12 protein-coding genes are annotated in these 13880 nt (G+C 29.1%); 1 reads left to right on the top strand and 11 read right to left on the bottom strand.

Annotated features, from left to right (window positions below; genetic code table 11):
* Positions 1-52: 52 nt before the first annotated feature.
* From FF125_RS07865 to FF125_RS07820, 10 genes are all read right to left on the bottom strand, one after another.
* Positions 53-829 (bottom strand): tetratricopeptide repeat protein, encoded by a 777-nt coding sequence (locus FF125_RS07865; RefSeq protein WP_138949246.1) that lies wholly within the window; start codon positions 827-829, stop codon positions 53-55.
* Between the two features lie 34 nt (positions 830-863).
* Positions 864-1406, bottom strand: coding sequence for a hypothetical protein (locus FF125_RS07860; protein ID WP_138949245.1), 543 nt, complete (start codon positions 1404-1406; stop codon positions 864-866).
* Positions 1407-1478: 72 nt separating this feature from the next.
* On the bottom strand, positions 1479-4385 hold the full coding sequence (locus tag FF125_RS07855) for a serine/threonine-protein kinase (RefSeq protein ID WP_138949244.1): 2907 nt from the start codon (positions 4383-4385) through the stop codon (positions 1479-1481).
* Between the two features lie 99 nt (positions 4386-4484).
* Positions 4485-4928 carry a hypothetical protein gene (locus FF125_RS07850; RefSeq protein ID WP_138949243.1) on the bottom strand — a complete coding sequence of 148 codons (444 nt, stop codon included), beginning with the start codon at positions 4926-4928 and terminating at the stop codon, positions 4485-4487.
* Positions 4919-5455, bottom strand: a complete 537-nt coding sequence (locus FF125_RS07845) for a hypothetical protein (protein WP_138949242.1) — start codon at positions 5453-5455, stop codon at positions 4919-4921. Before FF125_RS07845 ends, FF125_RS07850 begins: the two co-directional genes overlap by 10 nt.
* Positions 5456-5529: 74 nt before the next feature.
* Positions 5530-6654: a hypothetical protein gene (locus tag FF125_RS07840; protein ID WP_138949241.1), complete on the bottom strand. Its 1125-nt coding sequence runs from the start codon at positions 6652-6654 to the stop codon at positions 5530-5532.
* A 1-nt stretch (position 6655) separates the two neighbouring features.
* Positions 6656-7219 (bottom strand): RNA polymerase sigma factor, encoded by a 564-nt coding sequence (locus FF125_RS07835; protein WP_138949240.1) that lies wholly within the window; start codon positions 7217-7219, stop codon positions 6656-6658.
* A gap of 2 nt (positions 7220-7221) precedes the next feature.
* A complete protein-coding gene (locus tag FF125_RS07830; protein ID WP_138949239.1) occupies positions 7222-8106 on the bottom strand; it encodes a hypothetical protein in 885 nt (294 codons plus the stop codon).
* The gene (locus FF125_RS07825) at positions 8106-10472 is read right to left on the bottom strand and encodes an FHA domain-containing protein (RefSeq protein WP_138949238.1); all 2367 of its coding nucleotides are present in this window, start codon (positions 10470-10472) and stop codon (positions 8106-8108) included. The genes FF125_RS07830 and FF125_RS07825 overlap by 1 nt, the downstream gene beginning before the upstream one ends.
* An 11-nt stretch (positions 10473-10483) precedes the next feature.
* Positions 10484-11233 (bottom strand): M48 family metallopeptidase, encoded by a 750-nt coding sequence (locus tag FF125_RS07820; RefSeq protein ID WP_175418887.1) that lies wholly within the window; start codon positions 11231-11233, stop codon positions 10484-10486.
* Positions 11234-12086: 853 nt separating this feature from the next.
* Here FF125_RS07820 and FF125_RS07815 point away from each other — a divergent pair.
* Positions 12087-12446, top strand: coding sequence for a hypothetical protein (locus FF125_RS07815; RefSeq protein ID WP_138949236.1), 360 nt, complete (start codon positions 12087-12089; stop codon positions 12444-12446).
* Positions 12447-12668: 222 nt separating this feature from the next.
* On the opposite strand, the gene FF125_RS07810 is transcribed toward FF125_RS07815, so the two are convergent.
* On the bottom strand, positions 12669-13874 hold the full coding sequence (locus FF125_RS07810; protein WP_138949235.1) for a glycoside hydrolase family 18 protein: 1206 nt from the start codon (positions 13872-13874) through the stop codon (positions 12669-12671).
* Positions 13875-13880 lie beyond the last annotated feature (6 nt).

Genomic DNA, 13880 nt, shown 5'->3' with positions numbered 1-13880 from the left:
AAATTTTATCTGAAAACTGAATTATAGTTTTTTCTTAATCAGGATATAGCTATCAAGCGTTTTGCAAGTTTTTAAGTGATGTACAAGCTTCCACATCTCCTTTGTCACAAGCCATTTGAAAATATAGCATTGCTTTTTTATTATCTTTATTAGTTAGTGTTCCTCCAGAATAGATTTTTCCTAATGTGAACATGGAATCTACATACCCTTCATTCGCGGCATTTTTGAAATATTCTATTGACAACTCGTTATTTTTTGTGACGCCCTGTCCGTTCAAATACATAATGCCTAAATTATGTAGTGCTCCAGAATGCCCTTTATTTGCTGATTTTTCGAAATAATTCAAAGCTTTATTAAAATCTACTGGAGTTTCCTTTCCAAAATAATGATTACATCCTGACGTGAAATTTCTATCTTTCTTTTTTGGTAACATAATTAACCAAAGGCCTCCTAAAACAGTAAGTAAAATCCATAATGAAAAACCCCATAACCATTCAGATATAGGAATTTTATAGGTTGGTAAAGCTGCTGGTAATACTCCACTTTCTTGTAAGGACTTTATTTTTTCTTCACTTAAAGGATAGTATGAACCAAAACTTTTTTTGATTCCCAACACATAACCATCATCAGACATATATGCACCCATAAAAAAAAATACTTGTGTAGTTTTATAAGCCAAAAACAATTCTTCTCCATCTGCCCCCTTAACATCAACTTCTGAAATTTTAATAATGCGTTCACTTTTTCCAAAAAGGCCACCACCTCTTTTTGCAAAAGCAGTATTTGGTATTAAGATTGCAATTAATATAATTAGTATAGTACTTTTCATTTTATTTATGGTTTTTCGGTTAAATGACTGTTTTTTAATTAGAGGCTGACTCTTTATAGTCTAACAAAATGTTTTTTTCATTCATTTCATTTACAATAAAGACCTTATTCAATCTTTCAGAAATGTTCTGCCAAAGAAAGTCTGCATTTTCTTTAGTGGCTATATTGATTATGGCATTTCCATTGGTATAGCTTTTAGAAACATTTTTAACTCCTTTAATTTTAGACAATGAATTTTGAAGCTCTTTTAAATTTGAATTGCTATACGCTATATTAGCAATTTGGATAATAATCAAGTCTTTATTTGTTTTGGTTTTTTCTTTTTTCTTTTTTGACTTTCTTTCACCAAAAATGGCAGTTTTCAAATCTTTAACTGATTTTTTCGTCTGTTTAATGGTACTGGTAATAGAATCTGTAGCACTATTTACTGTCTCGCTGGTTCTTTTTACTTCATTACTAGTTTTATCAATTTCTTTGTTGATTTTACTTTCTTCTTTATTTTTTGATGACTCTTGTGAGTAACTAGTACCAGCCATAATAAGGGCAAAAAGCAAGGTTATTTTTCTTATAGTTTTCATTTTTAAATAATTTTAAGTTAAACATTCATATATGAATAACCAATTTTTAAAAATGTCATCTATTAATAAGGATTATTTCATTTTTCCAGTTACTTTGACGTTATCAAACTGCACTAAACTATTTTTCTTAGTATTGGATATAATAACACCAATTTTGTTTGATTGAAAACTTTTAGTATACAGCTTATCAATCTTTAGCACTTCATTTAAATAACATGACACATAATTACCATTACGAATAATCTTTAAAACATTAGTTGTTCGTTTACTAACGGGCACCTGCTTTAGAGTAGTCCATTTACTATTTTGATATTTATAAACTGAATAATAATTATCATTTATAGCCGCAATATAAAATGAATCACCAGTATCATCAAATACGATTCCATATTCAACGCCTTTTGAAAATGATGATGTTTCAACTTCAATAGTATATTGTTCCTTTAAATCGATATTAAAAAGAGCACTCTTTCTACTTGATTTACCGTCATCTAATTTTTTTAAAAATTGAAACCTTCTACTTGTAAACCCGTTAGCTTTAGTGTAAATCCAACTATTATTTAAATCAGAACTAGATTTAAATATTTTAGAACCTTTTTCAAAATCTTCGAAATAAGAAATTTCAGGTGTATTAATATTATATTCACCTAATACTTTAATCATTTTTTCAGAGCGTTCCACATTGAATAATTTTTCATCTAGCCCTGGTTTTCCTCCAGCTTTTAATATTAATTCTACCATTTCAGGATTGTCTAATTCTATTCCTTTTTTTAATAAACTCACACGATCTGATTGCTCATTATTAATATATTTAGCAGCCTTTGTGTTTAAAATTAACTTTAGAATTGAAATGTTATTTGATTGAATAGCATTTTGAAGGCTAAATTCCCCATCTAAAGAGGCACCATCCCATCCGTTTAATATTAGTGTTTTAACAATTTGTTCAACATTGTTAGAGTTTTCATTAGAATATTTTCCAATAACATTAGACATAGCATTATAATTCCATTTTATATCTGCGCCATTATTTAATGTTTTTTCTAATTTGGAATGGTTCAAATTCTTAAGGCTATTGTTAAAATCGAATCCTAATTGGGATTGAGATTTTTTAAACATAAAAGAAGTAGACCATAAAATGAGAATTCCTGCTAGTAGTGGCCAATAATATTTACTTGAAGTTTGTCTTTTAGCACTCTTATAAAGAATGGCACTAAAGCCAATAAAAATTGAGATTATCCATAAATAATATCCTGCTTTAAATTCTTGTACATGAATACCTATAAAGTAACCAATATACCCTTTAGACTCATTTAAAAACAACCACCATATTGAAGAAATTAATAGACTACTAAAAAATAATATTAATATTATTTTAAACTTATTGGTATGTCTTTTCGAAAAAAACATCAACAAGGCAGCAATAAAGAAAATATTTGGCACCAACGAGAATAACAAAAACGTATCAGACATTAAATAAACAACTTGATTAACTGCAACCTCTTTGTTATATATTGGAAACCAATAAGAAGCCAAGTATATTAATATTGAAATCGTTATAAGTAAAGACAGCCCTAATTCATCTCTAAACTTGAAATACAAATTAATTTTCAACTGTTTTACAGATAACCATACTATAAATAAAAAGTGAAAAACAAGAAAGTATATTGCCTTAGTGAAACTTTGAAAATCAAGATTAGATATATTTAACAAGAGTAAGATTACGAGATAAATAGCAATAAATAATAAAAACCCATGAATAAGGAATTTCCAAAATTGAAGACTTGATTTTTCTTTTAAAAAACAAAATATCAAATATATTGTACTTAATACATATAGTGCTGAAATAATATAAAACTTTATGTAGTCATTTTCATTAAAAAGAAAATAGATTACTCCTGAAATATTAATTAACCCAAATATTATTACTAAATATTTTTGAAGTTTAGTAATTTGATTAACCCCTTCATTCTTCTCTTCAAGTTTTGTTTTTTTTAAGTAAGTAGGAATTTGTGTTTCCATTTCAGATTCTAAATCGGAAGAGTTATCTTTGTTATCTAATGGTAGAATTACAGTTTCAAATTCTTGATTATCAGATGTGCCATTCTTTTCTTTTATTTGAAAAAGTTGATTCAATTCAGATAAATTTCTCGGTCTTTTCTCTGCCTTTTTTTGAAAACAAGACATCAATCCTTTTTTATACCTTGACGGTATCGAACTATAATCTGGCTCATAGGTAACAATGGCATCTCGTATCTGTTCATAGTCTTTGTTGCTATCTCCAAAAGGCAATTTACCCGTTAACAATCTATAGATTACAACGCCGATGGCCCAAATATCAGTCCGTTCACTAATTTCCCCATCTAAGCCAAATTTCCTTTTGAAAAACTGTTCTGGAGACATATAATGTGGTGTGCCCACGCCTTCGGTTAATGACTGATTAATTGTTTGATCTTCTAGAACATCACGGCTAATTCCAAAATCGGTAATTTTAGCTATCAATTTACCTTTTCTATTCTTCGAAACTAAAACATTACCAAGCTTCAAATCTCTATGAATAACTCCTTCACTGTGCAAGTAATCAACTCCTTTAAGAATATCTTGTATAATGCTATCAATTACTTTTTGACTTGGAGCTGTTTTTATAAGGTCATGCAATGTGCCTTCACTTGCATATTCCATAATAATTACTGGGTAACTTGAAGATCTACCCATAGCATCACTATGCTGTATATAATCAAGACCATAAAAACTCACAATATTTGTATGTGATAAACCGTCTATTTTATGAAACTCTTTTTCTAATGTATATTTTTTTTGATTAGAGTTTCCTGTAGTACCTTTAATTACAGCTTCCTTATATATTTTTAATGCAACAAATCGGTTTTGACTATTAGTATCTTTTGCTTTAAAAACTTCGGCAGAAGCACCTTCTGCAATGAGGTCTTTTTCTGGATCCCATTCGTAATGTGATAATTTCATAGACGGGTTAATAAGGTTAGTGGTATTGAAAAATGTAGCTATAAATATAACAATAATTTTAGTCGTCTTTTTTGATGACTTTTGCTACCCATTTTTTTTTTATATTTCTGCAAAATAACTTTCCCTAGTTAATAAGGCATGTAAAGTTGTCTTTTTAAAATATGTACAGCCAGAGCAAATAGTAACGGTTTCTTTTGATTGGTACAATGCTCTAATTGTTTTTTTCTCTGAGATTGTTAGTGCAATCTTTTTCTCTTGCATTAACTTTTCACAAAGCAATACTGCCAAATATTTTTCGGCAGCATTCCCTGTATGCAATAAATCTTTAATACTATCGTAATGAGAATTTTCAATGAGTTCTGATATTTTTATTACTACTGCTGTAGGTTTACCTACAAAAGAACAAGAAAAACCTAAAGTTGGGTTAATTCTATTTGAATTTTGGGCTTCTAAAGTTGTAGCGTAACCTAGAATAAGTAAAATTAGCAAACTAACTGTGTTTATAGACTTGAACGTGATTCTATTATGAAGTTTTAGTTCCATGTCAAAGTTCCGTTTAAAGTTAATAGCGTTCCAGTATTTGTGTTTTTTACTGTAGTTTCATAAAATATAACTTTTTTAGTTTTTGGATCTATTGTAATTGCACCACAATTTACAGATGTATTAAATTTAGAATCACATACATATCTCCTTTTTATACCATTAGTAACAATAACTATTGATACTAATTCTTTTGTTGCAACGATGACAAATGCGTTTTTATCATCTTTAAAATTTATGATAGAGCTTACGTATTCAGGATCACTTGGAGATAATGTAGGCGAATCTTCTGAAATTATGCTCTCTTCTGGAGCTATAATTATTGATTCTTCTGTACCTGTTAGGTCTTTTCTTCCATAAGCCATTGCACCTAACTTAAGGCTATTTCCTACAGATGCTGTATCATCACCTGTCAATGATATAATTCCTTCTCCTGAAATGATTGGAGTTTTTTCATTTGTTTCAGCTGTACACGCTGACATAAATAGTAATGCAATTAAAATAGTAGATAATGTTTTGAAATTTTTCATGATGTTTGTTTTTAAATATGTTATTATGTTTATTAATAACCAATATTTAAAAACGTCATCTACTAATTATATTTTTATTCAATCAAATAAACCATCTCTTTTGGTAATTCTGTGTCTTCTCTAAATAACTGAGTTAAATCATTTGCTAGAATATTAATTTCTTTTAATGGAGTAGGTTCAGTTACTTTTGAGTTTAAATGATATAATGCTTTATCCATTTTTAGAAAATAACTACTCTCATCATTTTGTATTATTTTATAAAGTTTAGTTTTATCAATTGAAATATCACCATTTATAATTAAATGTAATCTGTTTTCTTTTTCTTCAAACATATAAGTTGGTCTTGCTACTTTATTTCCTGTATAAGAAACTTCTATATCCTTTAAAACACTGGTTATGGCATCAATACCTTTTAATTTAACGGTAATTTGTTCCTTTGTGACTGCGGTTTTTACTTCAAAATCTGAAACAATTTTTAAAGCTTTCCTTACTTTTGATTTTGGGATAGTATAATATTGCTCTTGATATTTTAAAAAATAATTGTCAGATTTGTTTTTTAGGATTTGTAGCTGTAATCCAGAAATGGAAGGGTCTCCAAATAATATAATTTCATTTTGGTCAAAAGAATATTGTATGGTTATGGGATAATTAGCACTTCTAATATTAATAGTAGGTAGTTTCTTTAAACCTCCGATTGATAATTGAGTTTCATGCCCGGAATTATTGGGTATATATGTACTATCTACAGTTGAATTATCTTCCTGAACAATGACTTTCTCATGTTCTAGAAATTCATCATTATCTTTATTTATTTTAAGGCTATCTTTTTCTGAATCTACAATAACAGGATCAGGTTGATTAAATATTGGTTTCTGACCTACTTCATAACTATTAAATATAAAAATGCCAAAAATAAGAGCAGCAGCAATACTACTAAATATGATTATTTTTTTATAAATACCTTTTGGTTTACCTGATTTCTCTGCTAAATATTCTTTATGATAAATATCTAATCGTTTCTTGAAATTTGTTTCGCCACGAGACTCAATTTTATCATAAATACGTTTGTATATTTCAACTTCTTGCTTAAAATCAGAGTCATTTTTAAATAAATCTTGAAATGTAATTGCTTCGCTCCCTTTCAAAGATCCTGACAGGTATTTATCTATGAGGTCAATATGTTTTAAATCTTCCTCCATATTATTTCAATTTAATTATCAATTCATAAGACATATAACCCCTCAGTCTTTTAATGCACCGCAACTTTTGTTGTCTTGCAGAATGTGCACTTGAATAGTCAAACATTTCTGCAAGTTCTTTCATTCTTAATTTTAAAAAAATGGATTTTTCTAACAATTCTTTACAAGGCTCTCCTAACTTATCCAAAGCCTTATTAATATAATTTTTAAGAGACTCTCTACCTATGGTAAACTCAATTTCAAAACCATCATCTCCTTTATCTTCTGTACTTGTAATAATGTCCGATGGCTTTTCGTATTTTAATCTACGATTTAATTGATTCAACCATTGCCTTTTACAAATTCCAAAAAGATAGGTGCTTATTTTACTACTTGATTCATACTTTCCAGAGATCAAATTTTTATAAAACACCATCATTGCTTCCTGAAAAATATCAAACGCATCGTCATCATTCCCATTATTATTATTTACCCAGCCTTTAACCATATCTAAATGCACATATAAATGCTTAAGACATGATTCATTTCCTTTTTTCAATTGGATAATAATTTCTTGATCAGTCATATTTACAGTCCTATAAATTTTTTAATATCCATTTTCATATTATCATTAATAGGCACATCAAAGACATAATTTTGAATTTTAATTTGTACTTGACCAACAACAATAAAGTCAATTTCTTTTTTAAACAGCATTGTGACACTTGAATTCTTTAAGGTATTCATATTGTCAACTACTACTTCAAGTGGGATTTCTGTTGATGATAATGCCTTCTGAGAAATGACTTTATCTTGACTCCAATTCGCAATAGGTTCTTTTGCTTTGTCATCTAAAAAAAACTGAAGTTCCATTTGATGAATTTCATAATCGAAATCGAGGTTGTTTTTCGCAAGAATAGTTATTTTGAAATTAGTTTTATCAAGTGTGGGAAGTGAATTAATTGAAACCGTCTTAATCCTAAAATTACTAGTATTACCTAAGTTCTTATTAATCTCTTTTTTTATAATTTCTCTTGTATTTAAATAAATTTTTTCATCAACATCAATTGTAAAAGAATTAAATAAAAATCCAATTTTATTTTCTCCTTTTATATTAAAAGCTGTAGTATCTGAAATCAACATTTCCGGATAGAATTTACTTAATTTATCAAGCTTTATATTACATAGTACAGGTACTCGTATTGTGTCATTGGGTTTTAAGCTAATTTGATTCTCTAAAAAACCTTCCCCAACATAGGCATCTTTATAATAAAGAGACATTCCTGATTGTTTTAATTTGGTCTTTACGTTATTTGGATTAAAAACAACGTAGTCCATATGCACTTCCATTAATGAGTCTTTAATGCCTTTAACAACTATATTATCTATTTTAATAAACTCAGGATTTTGAGCACATGAATACATGATAATCAACGTTGCACCAATTATTATATTTCTTATAAATCTATTCATTAGATACTATCTTTTCTTTTTAATGCGTAATAAATTAATAAGTATACTACCAAATTCAATGCTGCTATCATAAGTAAGTTGGCACTAAAACTATCAAATACAGACCCTATAAGCGTTCCATTCTCTACTAAATTTTCATTGTATAAGTCTAACCTTTTCATTGCCTTTGAGCCAACTAATTTTATATCATTACCTTGGGTGACTTCTAATAAAATCGATTTTGACTCCATCTCCGCATCCAAATATGATTTGTCTTGAATTCTAGCGAAACCTTCTGTACCCCAACGTCCTAAAGTGGTAAAACTTAATAATTCAACTAAAGTATTGTCAATTCTTGTCATAACACCTGCTAACATAATTTGCGGCATTAATGCTATAGGTACTACCGTCATTACTTTTTCTGTAGTGTTAAAGTAAGAGGATAAGAAAAGACCCATTAATGTTGCCGAAAAAGAAAGATAAAACATGAATCCAACACTTTGCCAAAACGGTCGTAAAAAAGTATCAGAATGTCCTTCAACCGTATTAATTTTAAAATTTAAATAGACAATTGAAATAAATATAATAGTTTGTATCAAAGCTATCATAGAAAGCACAACACATTTGGAAATAATATAGGTGTTAATATTTAAATTATACATCCGTTCTCTTCTATATACAGCTAATTCTCCAACAATTTCTTTGGAGGCATTACTTACACCAAACCAAACCGCCGAAATAGCAATCATAAAAAATACTCCAATACTTAATTCATTAAATACAAGGCTAACCAAACCGCCAATAATGAGAGGTTGTGCAAACAATAAAATTAAATTTTCACGATCGTTAATTTTAATTTTAAAATATCGCGATATCAACCAATACAATTGAAGTATGAGCGAATCTGGTTTTTCGCGTTTAATCTCTGGAATACTTTCTTTTTGATAAAGAACTTCTGGAGACTTTATATAGTAATTTTTTAATACTTGTTCTAAATCACTCGTTTTAGTATAGACTTCTACGATATTATTTACCTCAAATTTCGAAATCAGTGAATTAGCGGGACCAGTAAAAGTCAAATGACCTTGCACTCCTAAAAAAATGACCTGATCAACATAATTCAAGTCTTCTGGTTTATGAGTAACCATTACAATTGTAGTACCCTCTTTTGTTAATTCTCGTAAACTTGTTAAAAAACTCTCAATAGTTTCAGGATCCAACGGGGAAGTAGGTTCATCAAGAAAAAGAATAGTTGGTTCAGTCAACAATTCTACAGCAATTGAAATACGTTTTCTTTGTCCTCCAGAGAGACTTCCTACTTTAATGCCTCTAATGTCTTTTTCTTTATCCTGATCTAAATTTAAACTGGAAATAACTCGGTTTATCCTATTGTTAATTTCTTCATCTGAAGTGTCGTCAGGAAGTCTAAGTTTACCAGCATAAAATAGCGTCTTATAAACAGTAAGTTCTTTATGAATAATATCATCTTGAGGGACATAGCCGATTTTTTTCTTTATAAGATTGAAATTCTTTTCAAGTGATAGACCATGAATCAATACCTCACCAGAAGTTGCAGGGTTGTCTCCATTCAAGCATTTCAACAGTGTAGATTTTCCACAACCAGAAGGTCCCATTAAAGCCACAAAAGTAGCTTGTGGAATATTTAATGAAAGAGACTGTAAGCCAATTTTATTGTTTGGATATTTCTTTTGTATTCCTATAGCTTCAATTGCACTGTGTTCCTTTCTAAGATCTTTTAGACCATTCAATAGGTCGATTGAATAAAAAGAAATAGTAATGACATCGGTATCCCTTAAACGAGTTTTCTCTTTTACCTCATGCCCATTTAGATATGTTTTATTTTTTAATCGAAGATTTTCTATCCAAAAATTTCCATTTTCGAAACTTATCTTAGCATGCTTTCTTGACACAACGCGATCATCTAAAACTATATCATTTTCAGATAATCTTCCTATATTAAAGAAACCCTTACTGGTAATTTTTTGTTTAAGACCAGTAGCATCATTTAATTCAACATTTTTATCATCTTTTTTTGATATTTTTTCAGATTTATCTTTTGTTAAAGTATTTTTTTTTAATGTAATTTCAATAGACTCTGATACAACTTTAATTTTATCTTTTAAAGAAACTTCTATCAACTTGTTTGATTCTATTCGTTTATCATTGACATAAGTACCATTAAGACTTTCTAAATCCTTGATATAGATTTTTCCTGCCTTATTTTCAATTGTGGCATGTTTTCGTCCAACAGAAGGATCATCAATTTCTATATCGGCTCCATGCTTTTTTCTACCAATGAGTAATTTTTGATTTTCAGCTAAAGCGATCGTTTTAGCACCTATTTTAAGATAAACTTCTTGTTGCATTAGGCACTTATTTAATTTGTGTACTTGCTTATACAGTTCTTTCGATGCTTAGCAAACGGATGTGTAGATTTAAGTTTAGTAAGTAAATCTCTTTTCTCATATTTTTCAAACTTCTTAAAAAAGTCACCAAATCTGTTTACATCATATCCAGCTCCTTTTGCCAATAATAAACCATATTTATCTGCTTCATATTCATCAATTTGATCAAATGGAGCCGACAAAGATGAATTAATGCTCGACACCATTTTTTTAAAATCAGCTATACTAATTAGTTTAAAAAAACTCGAAGAATATAACATCTTTGTAACCTTTCGTTGTGTATGGAGTTTAATTTCATGTGCTACTTCATGCCCAATAACAAATGCTAATTCATCATAAGAATCAACAAAATCAAGTAATCCCGTAGTTATATAAAGATATCCACCCATAGTCGTAAACGCATTAACTTGCTTGGAATCAATAATTGTTAATTTATAAATTACGTCCTTTGAAACCAATTGATTAGTAATTTTTTGAACTATAGCAAGTACACTATCCTTAGATGCATGATGTTTAACAATCTTTTTAGATCTAATTACATCATAAAAAATAGAACTAGCCATTACTTTTCGTTCTTTTGAATTAAAATTAAGAGAAGCATCTAAAAATACATTTTCGAGTTGTTTTGCTGCATAAAGAGGACCGTCAAATACATGACCACAATCCTCAATAACTAAGGCTGTTTCAATACTTGATTTATAACTTTCAACAATTTCCTTCAATTTTTTCTCTGATAATCCCTGTGAATAAATACCAGTAGAATAACATATTAGCAGTAGGGGAAGTAAAATTTTATTCATTTTTTTTATTATATATACCCAAATATAAAAAAAGTCATCTATTTAATTGACTTTTTTTTTAAACGTATTATTAAACCAGTACAAATAAAAAACAATCTTAGCATTGATTTGAAGAACCTATTAGAGTTTTTTATAAGATATCTTTGTTCGTTAAAGTTCTTATAAAATAAAAAGTTGAAGATCCGAATGAAGAAGAAACTATTGTTTCAAAAACGGGTCGTATTAGTGAACTAAGCACTATCTCAAATTACTTTTAGTATAAAGTTCCATCTACCGTTCTTTTTAATAGTTCTGGTAATTCACCTTTTATGGAACTAATTTTAAGAAGAAAATTAAAGTTAATTCGGACTTTCAAATCCCCCATTGATACCTCGATATTTAGAATAAACATAAAAATTAAGAATTTTCAAGGTTATCAAGAATGAACTTATATGAGATTAAGAATAAAATCATAATAAGAAATTTACTTATTAACAACAAAACCCAACCAAAGGAAACCAAAAGAGTACACCTATTTTACACCTCCATCCCTCTTAACCTTAGTTTTTATAAGGCTTACAAGATATTGTATTGGGAAATAAAAAATATTCAGCTCTTGCTTATCACCTCTTGAAACTCATTTAATTCTTAGAATTTTATTGATCATTCCTATTCTTTAAAAGTTAATCTATATATTCTAAAAAGAAAACATAAAGAAATGATTGAATGTATTTTGCCATGGTGTAAATTTATTTAATTGATAAAGTATCTTTAGCAATTCAAACCTGATGCCACTATGAATATTGCAAATCTTATAGGAACGTATAATATTATTGGAAGTAACCAAGATGATACTGATATTAATTACAAAGGAACACTAACTTTAAAACTTGATTCAAATAACAGAATACAAGCAAAATGGTTAATTAATAACAACCAAGAACAAAATGGAACAGGTTTTTTTAAGGATAATATATTAGTAGTTAACTTTAATTATTTAGGAGAAGATAATATCATTTTTAAGGGTGTTGTAGTCTATAAATGCATATCGAAGGATATTTTGGAAGGTTTTTGGTCTGAAGAATTTGGAGATCCATTATATCTCGGTGAAGAAAATTGCTTCAGAGTAAAAGATGAAAATGAACTCATAAACTAAAAAATTTCTATAATCGAGATTAAAACTTTTTTGCAGTCAATAATTTTTAATATAACGAACAGTATTAAAAGATAATTTTTTATGCCATTAGTCCTCTAAAAAAGATAAAACCGCTCGAAGCGGTTTTATCTTTAAAGACTATCTTAAATTATATTTTTTGATTTATAAATTTTATGGTAGATATCAATTTTATGAATGGCTTGAGGTTTATATAATAGCCTATCATTTCTTTTTTGAAGTGTCATAAATTGCTTTCAAAAGACTATTCTTATCATCTGTATCATTGCCCAATTCCCAAAACATAATTCCTCCCAAATTATTTTTTATAGCATATTCTGTTTTTAGTTTAACCGAAACAGTATCGTCATAAGAGATAAAAATACTGTCCTTGGCACTATACAGATAGGGTGCTTTCGCAATGGAATCCCAATATCTTTGATAATTACCGTTGCTTTCAAATTCTTTTCTAATTTGCCTATAAGGACTCCAACCAATATATGACCCCGTATTGGTTTGATATAAGCCATTGTTAGTAGGCGGTACACCTTTCCAGGCCCTACCGTAAAACGCAGCCCCAATAACAATTTGTTCCGGTGCGACACCATTTTTAATACAATAATCAATTATCATCTCCGCCGAATTCGGTTGAAAACTATATCCGTTCTTTTTCATTTCCTCGTTTTTGGCATCAACAAAATCTCCATAAGGTGTATCCTTTAAATCTTCCGTATTGATCCAACCTAAAGCCGTATGATGACCTGTAAAAGTAGATGTTGCGATAGTTTGATCATAGGTCATTACATTCATGTAATCGACATATTTCATCACCTCTTTGATTTCTATATTTTCATAATAGTATTTAAATCCTGCGGAAGCAAAAGTTAAGGTCTGCTTATTTTCCAGAGTATTCAATCCTTCCCTAAGTTGCTTCATCAAAAGCGTAAAATTTTGTTTATCTTCAGGCCTAGCTCCTGTATTAGCGGCTGCAAAACCTGGATATTCCCAATCTATATCCAAGCCGTCTAATTTATATTTTTTAATAAATTGTATCGCACTGCTTACAAATTTTTTTCGATTTTCTAAAGTGTGTGCCATATCAGAAAATCCATCCGCCCCCCATCCGCCACATGCAATCATTACTTTTAAATGCGGGTGGTTTTTTTTCTCTGCTACCAATTGTTGAAGTTTGACTGCCAAACCCTCATTACTAAATTTCATTTCACCGTCAATAACTTTAGTAAAGGAGTAGATAATATGCGTCAATTGACCCAATGGAAGTTGCTTGGGAATACTATACCATTGTGGAACATAGTATGCTATAACAGCGATTGGGTCATCTGAAGTGTCATTGCTCCTGTTCTTAGAAAGGGTAAAAGCAACGAGTACAAAAAATATTGAACAATAAAAAAAATAACGGAAATATTTCATGTTTTT

The sequence above is a fragment of the Aureibaculum algae genome, from assembly GCF_006065315.1.
GTDB classification, from domain to species: Bacteria; Bacteroidota; Bacteroidia; order Flavobacteriales; family Flavobacteriaceae; genus Aureibaculum; species Aureibaculum algae.
The sequence above is the reverse complement of the archived record's forward strand: the minus strand, read 5'-3'. Positions and strand labels throughout refer to the sequence as shown.

Coding starts and splice junctions, on each gene's coding strand:
- FF125_RS07865 (WP_138949246.1), bottom strand. CDS start 829: ATGAAAAGTACTATACTAATTATATTAATTGCAATCTTAATACCAAAT.
- FF125_RS07860 (WP_138949245.1), bottom strand. CDS start 1,406: ATGAAAACTATAAGAAAAATAACCTTGCTTTTTGCCCTTATTATGGCT.
- FF125_RS07855 (WP_138949244.1), bottom strand. CDS start 4,385: ATGAAATTATCACATTACGAATGGGATCCAGAAAAAGACCTCATTGCA.
- FF125_RS07850 (WP_138949243.1), bottom strand. CDS start 4,928: ATGGAACTAAAACTTCATAATAGAATCACGTTCAAGTCTATAAACACA.
- FF125_RS07845 (WP_138949242.1), bottom strand. CDS start 5,455: ATGAAAAATTTCAAAACATTATCTACTATTTTAATTGCATTACTATTT.
- FF125_RS07840 (WP_138949241.1), bottom strand. CDS start 6,654: ATGGAGGAAGATTTAAAACATATTGACCTCATAGATAAATACCTGTCA.
- FF125_RS07835 (WP_138949240.1), bottom strand. CDS start 7,219: ATGACTGATCAAGAAATTATTATCCAATTGAAAAAAGGAAATGAATCA.
- FF125_RS07830 (WP_138949239.1), bottom strand. CDS start 8,106: ATGAATAGATTTATAAGAAATATAATAATTGGTGCAACGTTGATTATC.
- FF125_RS07825 (WP_138949238.1), bottom strand. CDS start 10,472: ATGCAACAAGAAGTTTATCTTAAAATAGGTGCTAAAACGATCGCTTTA.
- FF125_RS07815 (WP_138949236.1), top strand. CDS start 12,087: ATGAATATTGCAAATCTTATAGGAACGTATAATATTATTGGAAGTAAC.
- FF125_RS07810 (WP_138949235.1), bottom strand. CDS start 13,874: ATGAAATATTTCCGTTATTTTTTTTATTGTTCAATATTTTTTGTACTC.